Origin of the sequence: Kitasatospora sp. NPDC059327 (assembly GCF_042752535.1) — a bacterium.
GTDB lineage: Bacteria > Actinomycetota > Actinomycetes > Streptomycetales > Streptomycetaceae > Kitasatospora.
The window spans coordinates 14229-34594 of the sequence record NZ_JBHYYB010000042.1; the positions used below are offsets into that span (position 1 = coordinate 14229).

At 75.3% G+C, this 20366-nt stretch carries 14 protein-coding genes; 11 read left to right on the forward strand and 3 right to left on the reverse strand.

The window, feature by feature from the left end:
• Positions 1 to 81 precede the first annotated feature (81 nt).
• The 9 genes from ACFXHB_RS24350 (at position 82) to ACFXHB_RS24390 (ending at position 12846) form a co-directional block, all read left to right on the forward strand.
• Positions 82 to 417 (forward strand): LysM domain-containing protein, encoded by a 336-nt coding sequence (locus tag ACFXHB_RS24350; RefSeq protein WP_380576721.1) that lies wholly within the window; start codon positions 82 to 84, stop codon positions 415 to 417.
• Positions 410 to 1531, forward strand: a complete 1122-nt coding sequence (locus ACFXHB_RS24355) for a hypothetical protein (protein WP_380576722.1) — start codon at positions 410 to 412, stop codon at positions 1529 to 1531. The genes ACFXHB_RS24350 and ACFXHB_RS24355 overlap by 8 nt, the downstream gene beginning before the upstream one ends.
• Positions 1528 to 2058, forward strand: a complete 531-nt coding sequence (locus ACFXHB_RS24360; RefSeq protein WP_380576723.1) for a phage baseplate assembly protein V — start codon at positions 1528 to 1530, stop codon at positions 2056 to 2058. The genes ACFXHB_RS24355 and ACFXHB_RS24360 overlap by 4 nt, the downstream gene beginning before the upstream one ends.
• Positions 2059 to 2067: 9 nt before the next feature.
• Positions 2068 to 2406, forward strand: a complete 339-nt coding sequence (locus ACFXHB_RS24365) for a hypothetical protein (RefSeq protein ID WP_380576724.1) — start codon at positions 2068 to 2070, stop codon at positions 2404 to 2406.
• Between the two features lie 13 nt (positions 2407 to 2419).
• Positions 2420 to 2782: a GPW/gp25 family protein gene (locus ACFXHB_RS24370; protein WP_380576725.1), complete on the forward strand. Its 363-nt coding sequence runs from the start codon at positions 2420 to 2422 to the stop codon at positions 2780 to 2782.
• Positions 2779 to 5715, forward strand: coding sequence for a putative baseplate assembly protein (locus ACFXHB_RS24375; protein ID WP_380576726.1), 2937 nt, complete (start codon positions 2779 to 2781; stop codon positions 5713 to 5715). The genes ACFXHB_RS24370 and ACFXHB_RS24375 overlap by 4 nt, the downstream gene beginning before the upstream one ends.
• A 50-nt stretch (positions 5716 to 5765) precedes the next feature.
• A complete protein-coding gene (locus tag ACFXHB_RS24380) occupies positions 5766 to 9080 on the forward strand; it encodes a putative baseplate assembly protein (RefSeq protein ID WP_380576727.1) in 3315 nt (1104 codons plus the stop codon).
• The gene (locus tag ACFXHB_RS24385) at positions 9077 to 11242 is read left to right on the forward strand and encodes a hypothetical protein (protein WP_380576728.1); all 2166 of its coding nucleotides are present in this window, start codon (positions 9077 to 9079) and stop codon (positions 11240 to 11242) included. The genes ACFXHB_RS24380 and ACFXHB_RS24385 overlap by 4 nt, the downstream gene beginning before the upstream one ends.
• A 152-nt stretch (positions 11243 to 11394) precedes the next feature.
• Positions 11395 to 12846, forward strand: a complete 1452-nt coding sequence (locus ACFXHB_RS24390; RefSeq protein ID WP_380576729.1) for a DUF6519 domain-containing protein — start codon at positions 11395 to 11397, stop codon at positions 12844 to 12846.
• Here the strand turns inward: ACFXHB_RS24390 and ACFXHB_RS24395 are convergent.
• From ACFXHB_RS24395 to ACFXHB_RS24405, 3 genes are all read right to left on the reverse strand, one after another.
• A complete protein-coding gene (locus ACFXHB_RS24395) occupies positions 12811 to 13623 on the reverse strand; it encodes a BTAD domain-containing putative transcriptional regulator (protein ID WP_380576730.1) in 813 nt (270 codons plus the stop codon). The two genes, ACFXHB_RS24390 and ACFXHB_RS24395, sit on opposite strands and share 36 nt — an antisense overlap.
• A gap of 276 nt (positions 13624 to 13899) precedes the next feature.
• The gene (locus ACFXHB_RS24400) at positions 13900 to 16368 is read right to left on the reverse strand and encodes a PKD domain-containing protein (protein WP_380576731.1); all 2469 of its coding nucleotides are present in this window, start codon (positions 16366 to 16368) and stop codon (positions 13900 to 13902) included.
• Between the two features lie 452 nt (positions 16369 to 16820).
• A complete protein-coding gene (locus tag ACFXHB_RS24405; protein ID WP_380576732.1) occupies positions 16821 to 17786 on the reverse strand; it encodes a lysozyme in 966 nt (321 codons plus the stop codon).
• Positions 17787 to 18078: 292 nt separating this feature from the next.
• On the opposite strand from ACFXHB_RS24405, the gene ACFXHB_RS24410 reads away from it, so the two are divergent.
• Both ACFXHB_RS24410 and ACFXHB_RS24415 read left to right on the forward strand, forming a co-directional pair.
• On the forward strand, positions 18079 to 19494 hold the full coding sequence (locus ACFXHB_RS24410) for a phytoene desaturase family protein (RefSeq protein WP_380576733.1): 1416 nt from the start codon (positions 18079 to 18081) through the stop codon (positions 19492 to 19494).
• Positions 19495 to 19705: 211 nt separating this feature from the next.
• Positions 19706 to 20305 carry a GNAT family N-acetyltransferase gene (locus tag ACFXHB_RS24415; protein WP_380576734.1) on the forward strand — a complete coding sequence of 200 codons (600 nt, stop codon included), beginning with the start codon at positions 19706 to 19708 and terminating at the stop codon, positions 20303 to 20305.
• The last annotated feature ends 61 nt before the right edge of the window (positions 20306 to 20366 follow it).

Consider the following 20366-nt stretch of genomic DNA (forward strand, 5'->3'; position numbering starts at 1 on the left):
AAGCCGGGACCGCAGCCGTGCGGGCACCGAGCCGCAGCCGCAGCCGGGACAGCACAGAGCCGAACAACGAAAGGAAGCGCCGTGTTCGCCATCACCAGCCGCTACTGGGGCTTGCCCACCGCGAACTGCCGCCTGCCGGACGGGCGGACGGTGACCTACGTGCGGCGGCGCTTCGTGCCGCACCCCGAGGACCTCGCGGACCTGGGCGAGCACGTCGTCGCCCCGGGCGAGCGGCTGGACCGGATCGCCTTCGCCGAGCTGGGCGACGCCGAACTCGCCTGGCAGCTCGCCGACGCGAACCGGGCCCTGGACCCCGACGAACTCCTCGTCACCGGGCGGCGGTTGCGGATCACGCTGCCCGCCGCCGCCGGGCCGGCCACCGGCTCGCCGCTGCTGCCGGGAGCCGCCCGTGGCTAGGAGCGTCCAGCTGCTGCTGCGGATCGGCGGGGTCGTCACCGCGCCGGCCCCGCAGCCGCTGATCGACGCGCTGCAGTCGGTGCAGGTGACGTCGAGCGCCGGGTCGCGGAGCGGGTTCCAGCTCACCTTCGCGGTCAGCAAGCGGTCCGTGATCACCCGCGTCCTGCTGCCGGCCGGGCTGCTCGACCCGCCGACGCGGGTGATCGTCGCGGTGGTGCTCGCCGGCTCGACCGAGGTGCTGATGGACGGCGTGATCACCCGGCACGAGCTGAGCCCGAGCGACACACCCGGGGCGTCGACGCTCACCGTCACCGGCGAGGACCTCACGCTGCTGATGGACCTGCGGACCGAGCACGCCTGCTACCCGGCCATGCCGCACCACGTCAGGGCCACCCTCGTGCTGCTCAAGTACGCCCTCTACGGGGTGGTCCCGGTCGCCGTCCCGACGATCGTCCCCACCGTGCCGAACCCGCTGGACCGGATCCCCGTCCAGTCCAGCACCGACCTGGAGTACCTGCGCAGCCTCGGCGAGGAGGTGGGGTACACCTGCTACCTCGTGCCGGGCCCGGTACCGGGCACCAGCGTCGGCTACTGGGGGCCGGAGATCCGCGTCGGTGTCCCGCAGCCCGCGCTGACCGTCAACTCCGGGGCCGCCGACAACGTGGAGTCGCTGTCCTTCTCCTTCGACGGTCTGGCCCGCACCCAGTACACGGTGCGGATCACCGAGCCGAACACCAAGATCGGCGTCTCGGTGCCGATCCCCGCGCTCAGTCTGCTGAAGCCACCGCTCGCCGCCCGACCGGCGGTCGCCCTCAGGGAGGAACCGCTCGTGAAGCTGACCGACCGCTCGATCACCGACGCGATGCTGCGCGCGGTGAGCGTGACGTCGAAGGCGGCCGACGCCGTCACCGGACAGGGCAAGCTGGACGTCCTGCGCTACGGCCGGGTGCTGGCCGCCCGCGGCCTGGTCGGCGTGCGCGGCGCGGGGCCGGCCTACGACGGCCTCTACTACGTCAAGAGCGTCACCCACGACGTCAGGCGCGGCTCGTACACCCAGAGCTTCGCGCTGGCCAGGGACGGCTTCGGCGCCCTCACCGACCGGGTGGCGCCGTGACGACGTCGAACGCCAACCAGCAGCCCGACTTCCGGGACCTCTACCGGGGAGTCGTGGTGTCCACCTTCGACCCCCTGCAACAGAACCGGATCATGGTCCGGGTCGACGACGTGCTCGGCGACGACCCGTGCATCTGGGCCACCCCGCACCATGCGGCGGCCGGGATGCACATCGTGCCGTCCGTGCGGTCCGGGGTATGGATCAAGTTCGAGGACGGGGACGTCAACCGGGCCGTCTGGACCGGGTTCTGGCGCGGCGGCACGCTGGAGCAGCCGCCGGTGGCCGCCCTGGTCCCGCCCGAGGTGCCGCAGGTCGTGCTCAGCACACCGGCCGGGAACTACGTGCTGCTCACCGACGCCACCGAACCCACCGGCGGCATCCGGCTCCAACTGCGCGGGGCGGCCGGGCCGTACATCAAGCTCAGCGAGGCCGGCATCGAACTGTCCTGCGGCCCCGGGCTGGCGAGCATCCGGCTGGCCGGCACCTCGGTGATCATCAACAACGGCACGCTCGTCGTACCGACGTAAGGGGGAACGATGCCCGGCCTCGCCGTCCACACCGGAATGACCATGACCTGTCCGCACGGCGGCACCGCGACCGTCCTGCCGTCCGGCCCGCCCGGCGCCCTGGTCGGCGGACAGGCGGTGGCGACCACCGCCGACCGGATCCTGGTCGCCGGCTGCGCCGCGCCCACGCCCTGCGCGACGGTCCAGTGGACCAACGTCTCCGCCGTGCTGGTCAACGGTGCCCCGATGCTGACCCAGGCACCGCCGCCCACCCCGCCCCCGGTGCCCGGCGGCGGGGTCTGCGTCGGCTCGCCCACCCCCGGGCCACCCCTGGTGATGGCCATGCAGCTGCTGGTCACCGGATCATGAGCGAGGTGCACCGATGGACATCGCCTTCCCCTTCCGCATCGACGCGCGCGGCCGCACCGCGGACCGCGACCACCCCGACCACGTACGGGACATGATCGAGCAACTGCTGTTCACCACGCCCGGCGAGCGGGTGAACCGGCCCGACTTCGGCTGCGGGCTGCTCGACCTGGTCTTCGAACCCGACAGCGTCGAACTCGCGGCCGCGCTCCAGGTGTCCGCCGAGGGTGCGCTGCAGCGCTGGCTCGGGGACCTGATCGTCGTCGACTCGCTCCAGGTCACCGCCGAGGAGAGCACGCTCCGCATCGAGCTGCGGTACCTGCTCCTCGCCACCGGCCAGGTGCGCACGGACGTCATCGAGGGGAGCGTGACGCGATGACCCGCGGCGACGACCGGCGCCGGGCCAGGGTGCGCGCGGCCGGCCTCAGCGGCATCGACGGCGTCGACGTCCGCGAGGGCGGCCGCGGTGACCACCTGGTCGTCACCCTCCTCGGCGAGGCACCGCCCGGGCTGACGGCGGCGAACTTCCGCGTCGACGGCGGACAGCGGATCACCGGGATCGCCGTCCTGGAGGTGCGCCGGCACACCGACGGCGAGGGGCGGTCGCGACACCGCCTGCTGCTCCGGGTCGACCGGCCGGGCGACCTCTCGGTCTACCGGCTGAGCGTCGTGCGGACCGATCCGCACGGGAGGCCGGGCACCGAACCGCACCCGGGCTTCGACCGCTGCTACGCGAGCACGGAGTTCACCTTCCGGCCGGAGAGCGTCGGTCCTGACTGCGCCGAGGAGCGGGCCGAGGACGGCGCCGAGCCGGGCATCGGCGCTGTGCCCCATCTCGGCGCTGCGCCGGGCATCGACGCCGTGCCCGATATCGATTACCTGGCCAAGGACTACGACAGCTTCCGCCGGCTGATGCTCGACCGGCTGGCCCTCACCGTGCCCGGGTGGACCGAACGGCACGTGCCCGACCTCGGCATCACCCTGGTGGAACTGCTCGCCGCCGAGGGCGACCGGCTCAGCTACCACCAGGACGCGGTGGCCACCGAGGCCTATCTCGACACGGCGCGGCGCCGGGTGTCGGTGCGCCGCCACGCCAGGCTGGTCGACTACCGGATGCACGACGGGTGCGCGGCCCGGGCGTGGGTCTGCCTGGAGACCGACCAGGACCTGACGCTGCCGGCCGGCGACTTCCGCTTCGCCACCCGGGTCGACGGCGCACCGCCCGGCGCGGGCGCCGCCGTGCCGGCCGCCGACCTCGACCGCCGCGACCTCCCGCCCTACGAGGTCTTCGAGCCGGTCCACACCGAGGATGTCGCGCTCTACCGCGCCCACAGCCTGATCCACCTGTGGACCTGGGGCGACGCCGACCACTGCCTGCCCGTGGGGACGACCTCGGCCGCCCTCGTCGACAGCGCCCCGCAGGACCCGCGGCGAGAGCGGATCCTGCGGCTGCGACCCGGCGACGTGCTGGTGTTCGAGGAGGTCCTCGGCGCGACCACCGGCGTCGCCGCCGACGCCGACCGCACCCGTCGTCAGGCCGTCCGGCTGCTCTCGGTCGCCCAGGACGTCGACCGGCTGTACGACCAGCCGATCCTGCGGGTCGGTTGGGCGCCCGAGGACGCACTGGCCTTCTCGCTGCGGGTCGGCGGCCGGGGCGGCCCCGACTGCGCCGATCTCGACATCGGGGTGGCCCGGGGGAACACGGTCCTCGTCGAGCACGGCCGGAGCATCGACTGGTGCCACCGGCCGCCCGAGACGATCGACGTCCCCGTCGTCCCGCCGGCCGAACCCGGCTGCCCGCCGCCGGAGCGCTGGGGCTGCCCCGACGAGGACCGGGCCGCCACCCGGCCGCCGTACCCACCGCTGCCGGTCCGTTTCGCGCCCGCGCTGCGACAGACCCCGGTGACCAGGACGGCGCCGTTCCCCCCACCGGCCGCCGTCGCGACCGCGCAGGCCCGGCTCCTGCTCGGCCTGCCGGACCGGGCCCGGCACCGGCTCACCGAGATCTGGCACCGGCTCACCCCGGAGCACGGGCAGCTCCCGCCCGCCGACCGCGCCTACCTGGTCACCCTCTTCGGCGAGAGCGCCCTGCGCCGGGCCGGGCTCGACCACCGGCCCGGACCCGCGCTGCGGACGCTGCTCGGGCGCTTCGACGACCTCCTCGCGGCGAAGCTCGCCCGATGGGCCGAGCTGCTGCGCCGGGCGCGGGCCGGTACCGTGCTGCGCTTCGACGCGGAGGGCTGGGAGCTCGGCCAGAGCTGGGGCGAGGAGGAGCGCGAGGGGCTGCGCGAGAGCGCCCCGGCCCTGCGGGGGCCGGCGGCCGCCGCGCTCACCCGGGACCCGCGCCACGCGCTGCCCGCCGTCCGGCTCACCGACCAGGACGGCCACGACTGGCGGCCCCGCCGGGACCTGCTCGACAGCGGCCCCGCCGACCGCGACCTCGTCGGCGAGAGCGACGACGACGGGGTGCTGCGGCTGCGCTTCGGTGACGGCCGGAACGGCGCCGCGTTCCCGCTCGCGGACGGTCCGGGCCGGCAGTGCGCCGTGCGCTACCGGGTGGGCAACGGCACGGCGGGCAACGTCGGCGCCGAGGTGATCAGCCGGATCGTGTTCCGCTCGACCCGGCAGGACGGCATCCGCGTGGTGCGCAACCCGCTGCCCGCCGGCGGCGGGGTCGATCCGGAGCCCGTCGAGGACGTCCGCCGGCTCGCCCCGGTGGAGCCGGCCGGTCGGCTGCTGCGGGCGGTCACCGCGCAGGACTACGCGACCCTGGCGGCCCGCACCCCCGGGGTCCGGCGGGCGGCCGCTGCGCTGCGCTGGACCGGGAGCTGGTACGAGGCCCGGGTGGCGGTCGAGGCCTTCGGCACCGCGACCGCCCCCGACCACCTGCTGGACGCCGTCCGGGACGCGCTGTTCCGCTACCGCCGCGTCGGGCACGACCTCGCCGTGTCCGCGGCCACCCTGGTGCCGCTCGACCTCGCCCTGCGCGTCCGGGTCGACCCCGGGGCGGTGGCCGGTCAGGTGGGAGCCGCCCTCCGTACGGTCTTCGCCGCGCTGTTCGCGCCGGACGCGATGGACTTCGGCGAACCGGTACGGGCCAGTCGGCTGGTGGCCGCGGCGGTGGCGGTGCCCGGTGTCCGGTACGCCGAAGTCACCCGACTGGCCCGCCTGTTCGCCGGCCCCGCCGATCCCGGGGACGCCCTGGCCACCGGTCTCCTGCCGATCGGCCCGTTCGAGGCCGCCCGGCTTGACGACGACCCGTCCCGGCCGGAGAACGGCCGGCTCGCACTCGACCTGGAGGGTGGCCGATGAGCTGCCGATGCGGCTGCCGCGCGGGGGCCGGGGCCCTCACCCCGGTGCCGGTGTCCAACCCGCCGGGCCTGCCGGCCCTGTCCTACCGGGCCGGCACCTGGCCGACCTTCCGCGCGTCGATGCTCGCCCGGCTGTCGAGCCGCCGCGCCCTCGACCCGCTCACCACCCGCGACCCGGACGACCCGGCCGTCGCCCTGCTCGACTGCTGGGCGACCGTCGGCGACGTGCTGACCTTCTACCAGGAGCGGATCGCCAACGAGGGCTACCTGCGGACCGCCACCGAGCCGGAGTCGATCAGCCTGCTCGGCCGGCTCGCCGGACACCGGACGAGGCCACCGCTGGCAGCGAGCACCCACCTCGCCTACACGCTCGACCCCGGTGCCCGCGGGCTCGTCCCGGCCGGGTCGGCGGTGCGCGGCAGAGCCGAGAACGGCGGCCTGCCGCAGACCTTCGAGACCGACGAGGACCTGGTGGTCCGCGAGGAGTGGAACACCCTCGCCGTCCGGCTGACCGACCCGCCGGACCTCACCGCCGCCGAGGTCGACAGCACGCTGGTGGAGTTCGCCGTCGACGGCGTCTCGGCCAACCTCCGCGAGGGCGACCGGTTGCTCTTCGAGTTCGCCCCCGCCGGCCTGCGGCCGGACGTGCGTGCGAGGACCGTCGCCGGCTCCACCGCGGACTTCGTCGCCGGCCGGACCGCTGTGACGCTGGTGTCGTCCGCCACCCCGCTCGATGCCTTCGCCGGTGCGGTCACCCGCCTCACCACCGCGCTCGACCGGGCGGCCGGCGCCCCGGTCGCCTCGCTGGACCCGGCCGCGGCCCGGATCGTCGGCGACGTCCTGGAACCCCTGGCGGCGCTGCTCACCCCCACGACGACCCCGGCGGAGGCGCTGGGCCGGGCGGCCCGGTACCTCCGCCGGCTGGCCGAGGCGGCGGCTCCGGCGGCCCTGGGCGCGAGCTGCGCGCTGGCCGACTGGCTGGGCACCGAGCTGCGGGCCGTGGCGGACGCCGGCGGGGCGCTGACCGGGCTGGCCGCGCGGATCGCGCGCCGCAGCCCCCCGGAGATGGCCGAGCTGCGTGCCCTGGCCCGGTCACTGGTCTGTGGCCACGACCTTCCCCGAGGGCGTGGTCACGACCACGGCGAAGGTGACGACGAGCCGCCGGGAACGGGGTGCGAGGAGTGCCCGGACCCGTACCCGGCGACCGCCCTGGTCGCGCTCACGCCCGTCCTCCCGGCCCTGCGCCGGGCCCCGTCCCGCCCGGCGCGCGGCGCGCGCTCCCTCGGCACCCCGGCCCGCGAGGTGTTCCGGCCGGACGCGGACGTGCACCCCAGGCTGCTCGCCGCCGCCGACCCCCGGCTCGCTCCGGTGTACGACGCGTGGCGGAGCGAACAGATCACCGAGCCACCGGCGACGGCCGCCCTGAGCGTCCTGCGGGTCCGGGCGACCATCGCGCGGGTCGAGCCGGCGCCCCCGTCACGGGGCGCCGAGGTCCCGGCCGACCGGGGGGTGACCAGGATCCTGCTCGACGCCGTCCACGACGCGATCCAGCCGGGCCGGCCGGTGCTCGTCGGGACGGGCGACGGCGACGGCTCGACGGTGCTCCGCCCGGACCGGGTCACGCAGGCCCGGCTGGACGTCACCGACCCGAACGACGCCGGCCGCAGGATCGCCGAGATCACCGTCACGGCGCTGGAGTTCGACACCGCGCTCCCGCGTGACCGGGGGCCGCTCACCCCCGGCACCCCGCTGTGGGCCCGGGGGGAGCCGCTCACCCCGGTCGGCGCCCCCGTCCCCGACGATGTCGGGCAGGCGTCGATCGACCTGGCGCGGTGCTACGACGGCCTCCGGGCCGGCCGGTGGATCGTGGTGACGGGCGAACGGACCGACGTGCCGTACACCAGCGGCGTCCAGGGCACGGAACTCGCCCTGGTCGCGGGCGTCGCCCACCGTCTGGACCGCACCGTCGACGGCCGGCCGGTGCTCGAACCCGGGCAGGGTCCGCTGACCCGGCTGCTGCTGGCCGACGAGCTCGCCCACACCTACAAGCGCTCCACGGTGCGGATCTACGGGAACGTCGTGGCGGCCACCCAGGGCGAGACCCGGGACGACATCCTCGGCAGCGGTGACGCCGGTCGGCCGGGCCAGGCGTTCCGGCTGCACCTGGTCACCGACCGGACCCCGCTGACCTGGACCGCGGCCGACAACCCGCTCGGCGCGAGCAGCACCCTGACCACCCGGGTCAACGGCGTGGCCTGGCAGGAGAGCGCCGCGCTCGCGCTCGCCGGGCCGACCGACCACCGCTACGAACTGCGCCCGGACCCCGGCGACGGCGGCCCGGGCGCCCAGGGTGGCCCGGCCGGCGGCGCGTCGGTCGTCTTCGGCGACGGGGTGCACGGCGCCCGGCTGCCGTCCGGGAGCCAGAACGTCACCGCGACGTACCGCACCGGCGCCGGCACGGCCGGCAATGTCGCGGCGGGCGGTATCGACCAGCTCGCGGCCCGCCCGCTCGGGGTCAGCGGCGTGACCAACCCGCTGCCCGCCACCGGCGGCGCGGACGCCGACGGACCGGCCGACGCGCGCGCCGTCATCCCGCTGCGACTGCGCGCGCTCGACCGGCTGGTCTCCGTCCAGGACTACGAGGACTTCACCCGGGCCCGGGCCGGCATCGGCAAGGCGAGCGCGGTGCGGCTCTTCGACGGGACCCGCGAGGTCGTCCACGTGACCGTGGCAGCGGTCGGCGACGCACCGCTCGACCCGCTCTCCGACACGTTCGTCGCGCTCGAACGCGCCCTGGTGGACTTCGGCGACGCCGGTCTGCCGGTCCGGGTCGCGGCCCGGGAGTCGCGGCTGATCGTGCTCGACGCCGGGGTCAGGGTGCTGCCGGACCACTCCTGGGAGCTCGTCGAACCGGCGGTCCGGAGCGCCCTCGCCACCGCGTTCGGCTTCGCCGCGCGGACCCTCGGCCGGCCCGTGCACCTCAGCGAGGTCGTCGCGGCGGTGCAGGGCGTCGAGGGGGTGGACCACGTCGACGTGGACGTCTTCGACAGCGTCCGGTCCGATGTGACGCCGATCCAGCTCGCCGGGCTGGCCGGTGGGCTGACGGCCGCGAAGCCGTGCGTCCCCTCGCTCCCGGCCCACTTCGAACAGCTCGACCACCGGGTCCTGCCCGGCGACACCCTCACCCGGGTCGCCCAGCGGTACGGCCTGCGCCTCGACGAGCTCGCGGCGCTGAACCCGCTGACGGTCACCCCGGACCTGGAGCCCGGACACCTCCTCACCGTCCACCGGGGGGTCCGCCCCGCGCAGCTCGCGGTGCTCCCGCCCGAGGTCCCGGAAGCGCTGACACTGCGGAGGATCGGATGACCACCGACCGGATGTACGACCTGCTGCCCGCCGTGGTCCGGCGCCGGGACGCGGAGCAGGGCGGACCGCTGCGCGCCCTGCTCGGTGTGGTGCAGGAGCAGGCGGACGTCATCGAGGCGGACATCGAACAGCTCTACGAGGACTGGTTCATCGAGACCTGCCGGAGCTGGGTCGGGCCCTACCTCGGCGATCTGGTCGGCTACCGCGTCCTGCCCGGCTCCGCCGAGGCCCTGTCCGGCTCCACCGAGGCGGCCCGGCTGCTCCTGACCGCGATCGCCGGGCGCCGGGACGTCGCGCACACCGTGGCCAACCGGCGCCGCAAGGGCACGCTCGCGCTGCTGGAGGAGCTGGCCCAGGACGTCGCGGGGTGGCCCGCCCGCGCGGTGGAGTTCCGCACGCTGCTCGGTGTCACCCAGGCGGTGCGGCTCTACGGCCGCGACCCGCGCGCCGACCGGCGCCGCCTCACCCGGGGCCGCACCGCGGACCTGCGGGCCGTGGACGCCCTCGACCGGGTCGACGGCCCGTTCGACAGCCTCGCCCACACCGTCGACGTCCGGCGCGTCGACTCGGCACGCGGGCGGGGGCGGTCCGGCATCCCGGCGGTCGGCCTGTTCCTGTGGCGGCTGCGGGCCCACTCCGTCACCCGTGGGCCGGCCCACTGCGACGACCGTGCCCGCGGGCACTTCACCTTCAGCGTGCTCGGCAACAGCGCGCCACTGATCACCCGGCCGGTCGCCGAGCCGTCGCCGGCGCACCTCGCGGAGGAGGGCAACGTCCCCGCGTTCATCCGCCGTCAGGCCTTCGCGGAACGGACCGCGCAGTTCTACGGACCGGGCAAGAGCCTGTGCGTCTACGTCGGCGACGACCCGGTGCCGCTGAACCGCGTGGTGGCGGCGGACCTGACCGGCTGGCGCCACCACCCGGCGGACGACCGGGTCGCGATCGACCCGGTGCTCGGCCGGATCGCCTTCCCCGCCCGGCACGCGCCGGCCGAGGGCGTCTGGGTGGACTACCACTACGGCTCCGCCGCGGACCTCGGCGGCGGCGAGTACGTCCGTCCGCCGGCGCCGCGCCGTCCGCCGGCCTTCTACACCGTCGGCCGGGCGGCCGGGAACGGCTTCACCGGGATCGGCGAGGCCCTGCGGCAGTGGCGGGCGGACAAGCTCGCCGACCCCGGCAAGCGCGAGGCCGTCATCGAGATCACCGACGCCGGTGACTACCACGAGTCGCTCACCGTCGAGCTGGAGCACGGGGACCGGCTGACCCTGCGGGCCGCCCGGGGGACCCGGCCGGTGCTGCGGGTCCTCGACCGGAACAGCAACCGCCCGGACGCCCTGGAGGTCGTCGGCCCGCTCCCCGGTGGGTCCGACCCCGCCGACCCGGCGGCCGCTCCGGTCGGCCGGCCGCCCAGGATCGTCCTCGACGGGCTGCTGGTCACCGGCCGGGGCCTGCGGATCCGCGGCGGCGTCGGCCAGGTGGTGGTGCGGCACAGCACCCTGGTGCCCGGCTGGTCGCTCGACCAGGAGTGCGGGCCCGAGCACGCGGAGGAGGCGAGCATCGAGCTCGTCGACACGCCCGCCTGCCTGCAGGTCGACCACAGCGTCATCGGCTCGATCCTGGTCGACGCCGACGAGGCGTCCACCGAACCGAACGCCGTCTGGCTGTCCGACACCGTGCTGGACGCCGTCGGGCGGCACGCGGCCGCGCTGTCCGCGCCGGAGGGACGCCCGGCGCACGCCGTGCTCCACGCCCGCCGCACGACGATCCTCGGCACGGTGCGGACCGAGGCGGTCGGCCTGGTGGAGAACTCCGTCCTGACCGGGTGCCTGCGGGTGGAGCGCCGGCAGACCGGCTGCGTGCGGTTCTGCTGGCTCGGGCCCGGGTCGCGCACGCCCCGCCGGTTCCACTGCCTGCCCGCCGACCCGCCGGCCGGTGAACCGCAGCGGGTGGTCCCGAGGTTCACCACCACCCGGTACGGCATGCCGGGGTACGCGCAGCTCGCGGGGGACTGCCCGGAGGAGATCCGGCGCGGCGCGGACGACGGGTCGGAGCTCGGGGTCTTCCACGACCTCTTCCAGCCCCAGCGCGAGGACAACCTGCGGATCCGGCTCGCGGAGTACGTCCCGGCCGGCTGTGACGCCGGCATCGTCCTGGTGACCTGACCTGACCTGACCTGACCTGACCTGACCTGACCTGACCCGACTCGACCCGCCCGAGCCGGGTCCGGGTCCGACCCGATCCGGGGCCCGGGCGGGAGCCGAACCCGTGCCCCGACCCGTGACCGACCAGAGCCCAGCGCACACCGGAGGACACCATGCAGGGCGACTTCTCGCGGACCACGTTCGACCCGCGCAAGCACTACTCGGCCGTCCTCGCCCAGCAGGGCCGGGTGCAGCTCGACGCCGACTTCAACGAGCAGGGCGCCCTGCTGCTGCACCAGCTGCGCACCATGGTCGCCGACGTCCTCGGGCCCGCCGTGGCGCCGGCCGCCGGTGGCGGCTTCGCGATCGGGACCGTCGACGGCAGGAAGCCGCAGGAGGACCTGACGATCTCCGCCGGGCGGATGTACGTCGACGGCATCCTCGTCGAGAACGACCTGGAGGCGACCTACTGGACCCAGCCGGACCTGCGGCCGCGCATCGGCCACAGCGCCGACGAACTGCCGCAGGACGAGCCGTTCGTGCTCTATCTGCGGGTCTGGGAACGCCTGATCACGGCGGTGCAGGATCCGGCGGTCCGCGAGGTCGCCCTCGGCATCCCCGGCCCGGACACGGCGGCCCGGGTGAAGACCGTCTGGCAGGTGGCCGCCGTCGCGGTGACGGCGCGGACCACCGAGGAGGCGCTGCGGGAGTTCCCCGCCCGGCTGGCCGCGTTCCGGCCCACCGGGCGGATGCGGGCGCGGGCCAAGCAGCCGCCCGCCGCCGACGACTGCCGGTACCACCTGCCGGTGGACAGCCGGTTCCGGGGCCCGGAGAACCAGCTGTACCGGATCGAGGTGCACACCGGCGGCCCGGCCTGGTCCACGGGCTCCACCGGCTGCCCGACCGACACCGGTACGGCCGACACGGGTACGGTCGCCGCCGACACCGCCGCGACCCGTCGCGGGGCCACCTTCAAGTGGTCCCGGGAGAACGCCTCGGTGGTGTTCCCGGTGGTCTCGCTCTCCGGTGCGACGGTCCGGGTCAGCACGCTCGGCCGGGACGGCAAGCTCGGACTGGAGGTCGGCGACCGGGTGGAGCTCGTCGACGACACGATCGCCGGCCGGGTGGCCGACGACCTGGTGCTGACGGACCCGCCCAGGCCGGCCCCCCGGCTGCGCCGGGTGCTCGCGGTCGACGCCGTGGACCTGCTGGTCACCCTCGACGAGCAGGACGGCGACGAGGGCTGCGGGCTCGGCGCGCACCCGTTCCTGCGTCGCTGGGACCACCGGCCGGCCCCCGGCACCGCGTCGGCCGGTACGCTGGCGGCGGTTCCCGCCGACGGCGCGCTGCCCCTGGTGGAGGGCGGCTGGCTGGACCTGGAGGACGGCGTCCAGGTGCGGTTCGAGCCCGAAGGAGAGGCGCGGCCCGGTACCTACCGGCGCGGTGACCACTGGCTCGTCCCGGCCCGCACCGCCGTCGGCGACGTCTTGTGGCCGCAGCGCGCGGACGGCCCGGCGCCCGTCGAGCCCGCCGGCGTTCGGTACCACTACGCGCCGCTCGCCCACGTCGTGGGCCAGACCGTCGATCCGTCACCGCGCAGGACCTTCCCCCCGCTCGCCGGGTGACGGCCCGCCCGCTCCGGAAGCCGGCTCGACGGCCGCGTCCAGCAGCCGTCGCATCCGGGGGGACGGCCCCACCCCCAGCTCCCGGTGCAGCAGCATCCGGTACGCGTGGTACGTGTAGACGGCCTCGCTGTAGTTGCCCTCGGCGAGGTGGATCTCCAGCAGCAGCCGGTGCGGGCTCTCCCGCAACGGCTCGGCCCGCAGCGCGACGAGGACGGCCTCCAACGCCTCCGCGAAACGGCCGGCCCGCAGCTCCCGGACCGCCGACTCCTCCCAGGTGTGCAGGCAGATCTGGCGCAGTCGTTCCCGTTCGACCAGGACCCAGTCGTCGTACCAGCCGGGCAGCAGCTCGCGCAGTGCGCCGCCGCGCGGGTGGCGCCCGGACCCGTCCTCGGCCAGCAGCTCGTCGACGTCCACGCGCACCGAGGGGTGCAGCCGCAGCGTCTCGCCGTGCGCGGCGAGCAGCGGCACGCCCAGCCGGTGCAGCCGCCACAGCGCCGTGCGCAGCCGGCCGAACGCCTTGGACTCGTCGGAGTCCGGCCACAGCGTGCCCGCCACCAGCGCCCGGGTGGCCCGCCCCCGCAGGGCGACGAACGCGAGCAGCCGCTGCAGGGTCTTCGACACGTGGACCGATCGCGGGCCGCAGTCCAGCGCGAACCCGTCGAGCAGCGTCAGACGGGCCGGCTCACCCCCGGCCGCTCTCCCGTCGGGACCTCGGCGGCCGCCGACCCGGCCATTCGACTCGCGCACCTCGGGTGCGGGCAACGGACGCACGGACACACGGCCCTCCCTTCGCCCGGGGGCCCGCCCGGCGCCGCCCCGCGCGCCGTCGGCCACCCGCTGATCCGGCATCAGGCTAGGGCGTCGGGCCCGCGCGGGTGGCCGCTCGGGGGCAATGTCACTCCATGGTGTACAGAGCGAAATCGTGGGTGGACCGGCGCCCCGGTCCGGTGGACCACCGAGGGCGCGAGGCCGGGGGCCACCGGGGCCCCGGGCCGGGGAACACCGACGGCCCGGGGCGCGGGAACTCCGCACCCCGGGCCGTCGGCCACCGGATCAGGCGTAGATCGAGAACGACACCTCGGCCTGGCCCGCGTAGGCGTTGCTCAGGGTGAACAGCCCGGTGGTCGGACGGAACACGCCGAAGGTCGTCCGGCCCTTGCCCAGCCAGTCGCCGACCACGGGGAGGTCGCCCTTGACGCCGTAGGTGGCGGTCGAGACGCTGCCGTCGTCGTGACGCAGGATGAACAGGTTCGGGTCGCCCGCGTTGCGGCCGGGGCGGAACAGCCCGAACTGGGCGTGCCGCACGCCGTCCCAGTCGCCGACCACCGGGATGTCGCCGGCGTCGCCGAACCGCATCGCGGTCACCGAGCCGTCGTCGTGCCGGACCGCCAGGGTGCTGCTGCTCGGGCGGTAGATGGCCAGCTGGTCGTGCCCGTTGTGGTCCCAGTCGCCGACCGCGGGGAGGTCGCCCGGCTCGCCGAACTGCACCGCGGAGACGGTGCCGTTGGCGTGCTGCAGGGCGAAGGTGCCGGTGCTCGGGCGGTAGATGCCCAGCCGGCACTGGCAGGCGTTGTCCCACGCGCCGACCACCGGGAGGTCGCCCGGGTCACCGAACTGGTGGACCGTGCCGGGCTTGGCCGACGACTTCTGGGTGGACACCGCCCAGCGACCCTTGTCGAACAGGCCGAGGTGGCTGCTGGGCCCGGCGAAGTACCCCGTGAACGGCAGGCCGGTCTGGGGGCCGGTGACGTAGCGCTGCACCGACTTGCTCGCGGTGCGGCCGTGGTCGTCGGTCACGGTCTCGGTCACGGTGTAGGTGCCGGCGACGCCGTAATCGTGGGTCAGACCGTTCGGCGGGGCCGAGCCGTTGGTCACCACCGGGGCGGTGCCGTCACCGAAGTCGACCTGGTAACGGGTCACCGGCCAGGGGCTGCTGGTCTGGTCCGTGACCTTGATCCGGGCGACGTTGGGGTCGTCCTGGGCGACGAGGGGGTTCACCAGGAGGGCACCGGTCGCCGCGATGTTCACCGTGGCGGTCGAGGTGCGGGTGAGACCGGTCTCGCTGGTCGCGGTGAGCGTCACCGTGTACAGGCCGGGCGCCGGGTAGTCGTGGTCGAAGGAGGCGGTCCCGAGCGGGGCCCGTACCGGGTAGCCGCCGTCGCCGAAGTCCAGCATGGCGCCGGCCGGTGCCCAGCCCCCCGTGTAGGAGTAGCTGATCCGGGCCTTCAGCGGCTGCCCGGCCGTCGGGTAGGGCGCCGTCCAGACCGAGACGGCCATGGTCTCCTGGAGCTCGACCGCGCCGCGGTCGACGTAGCCGTTCCCGGTACCGGTGTTGGCGATCTTCGGGTGGTCGACGCGCGGGCGGCCGTAGGCGTCGGTGTCCAGCATGCCGGGGGCCGACGCGTCGGCCGAGTCCGTCACGCCGTGGGCGGCGGGCGGGGTCAGGTTCGGGACGGCCGACGATGTCGCCACAGCGCTGTCGGTGCCCAGCTTCGGGTCGAAGCCGTAGTCGTGCGCGCCCTGGCCGGTGGCCTTGAACTCGTACGAGTTGGTGTAGGTCGTCCCGCCCCACGAGTAGCCGGACCCGCCGATGGCGGGCACGACGTTGTTGTAGTCCGCCTTGGTGCCGGCGGTCGAACCGGCCGAGACGGTCAGGGGGGCGAACGGCGACTGGAAGCCCCCGGCGCAGGAGAAGACCGGGAGCTTGGAGATGATGTTGTTCTCGACCGTCGCGCCCGAGGAGTTCCCGGCCAGCGACAGGTCGCTCCCGCAGTTCTTCGCGAAGGTGTTGGAGACCACCACGGTGCCCGGGGCGTCGGTGACCAGCACGCCCTCGGCGGGATTGCCGCTCACCTCGTTGGTGGTGACGACGGCGCCGGTGACGCCGCGGTCGACGGCCACACCGGCCGTGCCCACGCCGGTGATGATGCTGCGGCTCACCGTGACCGCCGCGCTGCTCCCGGTGATCCGGATGCCCGGGGTCGCGTCGGGGTACGCCCGGACGCCGTTGTAGACGGGGTTGCCGGCGGTCACGTCGATGCGGTCGAGAACGATCCGCTCGGAGTCCTGGACCAGCACGCCCTCCTGCGGGCCGCCGACCTGCAGTCCCGTCACCGTGACGTCGTGCACGCCCACGAGGACGAGGCCGTGCGGGGCGGGCTGCGCGCCCGCGCTCCAGGACCTGACACCCACGGGGATGGTCGCGGAGTTGTAGACCAGCTCACCGTTGAAGGTGATCGGCCGGCCGGCGAGCCCGGACCGGGTGATCGTGACCTGCTCCGGGTAGCCGCGGCCCGGTGCGATCTGGACGGTCTGCCCCGGCTGCGCCGCGTCGGCGGCGGCCTGGATGGTGCAGTACGGCTGCGCGGCCGTACCCGTGCCGGTGTTCGAGCAATTGGCACCGGCGGCGCTGTTGACGTAGAGCACACCGGAGTCGGCGTGGGCGGTCGTCGGCAGTACGGCGCCGGTGACCGCGGTACTCGCGACGGCGGCGGCCAGGCCGACGCGGCGTCGGATGGACACAGTTGGTCTCCTCGGGAGAGTGATGGCTCGTCTCGCGTCGGTGCCGATGGAAAGTGTGATCGATTCGTGCCGACGGCGAGCGATCATTATCCAGAGAGGCCGACCGCCGCCCCGCACCGGGGTCCCTGGCGCCGGGTCACCCCGGCTGCCCTCCCGTCCGCCGGCCGGACCGGACGCGCCGCAGGTCACAGCATGTCCGGCGGCGGCGTGCCGGGCTCTTCCGCCAGGCCTCCGACAGGCCCGCGGGCGCGGCTCCGGTGCCGCCGCCGTCCTCGGTGCGGGGCCCTTCCGGGAAAAGGGCAGGTGCCCTCCCGGAAAAGGAGGGGCAAAGATCCGGCGGCCCGGGTGGCGCCGGACCGCCGCGGCGGAGTGCCCGGCGATGTCACCGACGGCCGGGGACTCGGCCCCTGGACGGGGTCGGATCCGCCGGCGACACCACCGGGTCGGGACGGTCAGCCGTTGGCGAGGGCCTGGAGGCGGTCGTAGGCGCCGTTGAAGAGGTTCTGGTCACCGGGGAAGGTGCCGGAGTCGGCGTACTGCCAGAAGGTCTGGTAGCTCCAGCCGTTCGGGAGGGTGCCGGCGGCACTGGAGTAGCGAGCCACCCAGAGCGGGTTGGTGGTGCCGAAGCCGCCGTTGTCGCCGGTGCACTGGGACCACCAGTCGGTGGTGGTGTAGATCGTCGGGTAGCGGCCGGTGCGGGAGTGGACGGTGTCGCTGAACGAACGGATCCAGCTGACCATGGCGCTCTGGCCGAGTCCGTAGCAGGTGGCGCCGTAGGGGTTGTACTCGATGTCGAGGGCGGGCGGCAGCGTCCTGCCGTCGCGGGACCAGCCGCCGCCGTGGTTCACGAACCAGGTGGCCTGGGCCGAGCCGGAGGAGCGGTCCGGCAGGGCGAAGTGGTACGCGCCGCGGATCAGGCCGGCGTTGTAGGAGCCGTTGTACTGCTGGGTGAAGTAGGGGTTCGTGTAGGTGGTGCCCTCGGTGGCCTTGACGTAGCCGAAGCGGGCGCCGTTCGCCTTCACCGAGGCCCAGTTGACGGTGCCCTGGTAGCTGGAGACGTCGAGCCCGGGGGTCTGGGTGGCGGCCAGGGCGAAGACGCCCGAGACGCTCTCTCTTCCCTCGTGGGCGGCGACGGTGGAGCCGGCGAAGTCACGCTCGGGGTGGATGGCCGGCAGACCCCGGTCGGCCTGCCCGACGGTCCCGGCCTGCTCGTCGGACGCCTGTGCGCCGGAGGGCTGCTCATCGGTGGCCTGTGCGCCGGTGGCCGGCGCGGGCGCCGGATCCGCCGCGTACGCCGGTGCTGTCACGCCGGTGACGAGCGCGACCGCTGCGGCGAGTGCGGCGAGGACGGGCAGTCGGCGGGATGTCGAGGGTGCGGCGGTACCGGTGGGGATGGCGGAGCGGGAAGTGCTGAGCATGAACACTCCTCTGGTCCGGTGATGGCCCATGGGGCCCTTGGTGCCCGGGAGTTGACTCGGACGGGGAGCAGAGTAGCCATGTCCTCGCCAGGGTCGCCAGGTGTCCCGGACACCCTGTGCGGGCACCGCCCAGGTGGGGGCGGCACCGTCGGACGGAGCGCCCGCGCCCCGCCCCGGACGTGCGCCGGGCCGGGCCGTCCGCCAGGCTGGCAGAGTGGGTTCGCGCGCCGCGGGGCCGTGGACCGGCGGGGACGACGGCGGGTCCGACGACGGCGCGACGGGAGGCCGGGGCATGAGCGACGCGATCGTGGTCGGCTCCGGACCCAACGGCCTCGCCGCCGCCGTCACACTGGCCGAGCACGGGCTCGCCGTCACCGTCCTGGAGGCCGCGACGGAGATCGGCGGCGGCGCCAGGAGCGGCGAGGCCACCCTCCCCGGCCTGCTGCACGACCACTGCTCCGCCGTGCACCCCTTCGGCGTGGCCTCGCCGTTCCTGCGCTCCGCCGACCTCGCCCGTCACGGTCTGCGCTGGCGGCTGCCCGAGATCGACCTGGCCCACCCCCTGGACGGCGGCGACGCGGCCACCGCCGTCCGGTCCGCCCGGGCCACCGCCCGCACCCTGGAGCAGGACGGGGCGGCGTGGCTGCGCCTCTTCGGCGCCCTGGCCGACGGCTTCGACGAACTGGCCGAGGACGTCATGCGCCCGCTGCCCCGGGTGCCCGCCCACCCGGTGCGGCTCGCCCGGTTCGGCGCCCGGGCCCTGTGGCCGGCGACCGCGCTCGCCCGCCGCTGGCGCACCGTACGGGCCCGCGCCCTGTTCGCCGGGGCGGCGGCACACAGCTTCCAGCCCCTGGACCGGCCGCTGACCGCCGCCGCCGGCCTCCTGCTGATCGCCGCCGCGCACCACGGCGGCTGGCCGGTCGCCGAGGGCGGCTCGGGAGCGATCACGGCGGCCCTGGCCGGACGGCTGCGCGAGCTGGGCGGTCGCGTCGAGACCGGGGTGCGGGTGGTCTCGCTGGCCGAGCTGCGCCCGTGCCCGCTGGTCCTGCTCGACGTGGCGCCCGCCGCGGCCGCGGCGATCTGCGGTGCGGCGCTGCCGCCGCCCGTCCGGCGCGCGTACCTGCGGTACCGGCACGGGCCGGCGGCCTTCAAAGCGGACTTCGCCGTGGCGGGCGGCGTCCCGTGGCGCGACCCGGACTGCCGTCGGGCCGGCACCGTCCACGTCGGCGGCACCCTGGAGGAGGTGGCCTTCGCCGAACGGGAGGTGGCCCGTGGGCGGATGCCGGCGCGCCCCTTCCTGGTGGTGGCCCAGCAGTACCTCGCCGACCCCGGCCGGTCGGCCGGCGACATCCACCCGGTCCACGCCTACGCGCATGTGCCGCACGGCTACCCCGGCGACGCCCGGGAGGCGCTCGTCGCCGGGATCGAGCGGTTCGCGCCGGGCTTCCGGGACCGGATCGTCGCCTCCGTCGTCACGACACCCCGGGAGCTGGAGCGCCGCGACGCCAACTACGTCGGCGGGGACATCTGCACCGGCGCCAACGGCCCGGTCCGGACGGTGCTGCGCCCGAGGGTCACGCCGCACCCGTACGACACGGGCGTTCCCGGCGTCTTCCTCTGCTCGGCGGCGACGCCGCCCGGTGCCGGGGTGCACGGCATGTGCGGTGCCAACGCGGCCCGTGCCGCGCTGCGCCGCGGGCCCGGGTGAAGCGTCGGCGCCGGCGCGTCACCGGGACGTCGCCGGGACGTCGCCGGGGCGGCCGTCGGGGCGGCCGTCGGGGCGGCCGTGGTGGCGGCCGTGGTGGCGGCCGTGGTGGCAGCCCTGGTGGCGACCGTCGGGGTGGTCGTCGGGGTGGTCGTCGTCACGGAGGGTGGCCGGCGGCGCTGTGGCACGATGCGAGGAGTCGGCAGACGAACGGATGCCGTTCCCGAGCGAGAAGAGGACTACCGTGCCCGCGACCACCCCGGACACCGCCCGGCCCGAGACGGAGGCCCTCGTCTTCCGGACCGCGACCGTGGCCGACGTGCCCGCACTGCTCGCCCTCGTCGAGTCCGCCTACCGCGGCGACGCCAGCCGGGCGGGCTGGACCACCGAGGCCGACCTGCTGGACGGCCAGCGCACCGATGTCGAGGGCGTCACCGCCGCCGTCACCCATCCCGAGGGCGTGGTCCTGCTCGTCGAGCGGGACGGCGAGCTGGTCGCCTGCTGCCAGCTCGAACGCCGGGGCCGGACCGCCTACTTCGGCATGTTCTCGGTGAGTCCCGGCCGGCAGGGCGGTGGCGTCGGGCGGGCCGTGCTGGCGGAGGCCGCGCGGATCGCGGGGGAGGAGTGGGGCGCCGCCGAGCTGGAGATGACGGTGATCGAGCAGCGTGCCGACCTGATCGCCTGGTACGAGCGCCGGGGCTTCCGCCGCACCGGAATCCACTCGCCGTTCCCCTACGGCGACGAGCGCTTCGGGGTGCCGCGTCGGCCCGACCTGCGGTTCGAGAAGCTGGTGAAGGACCTTACCGAACAGTAATAGTGACGATTGATCAGGACGGTGACGCAATGTCAAAGTCCTGACCTGCGGCGATGTGGAG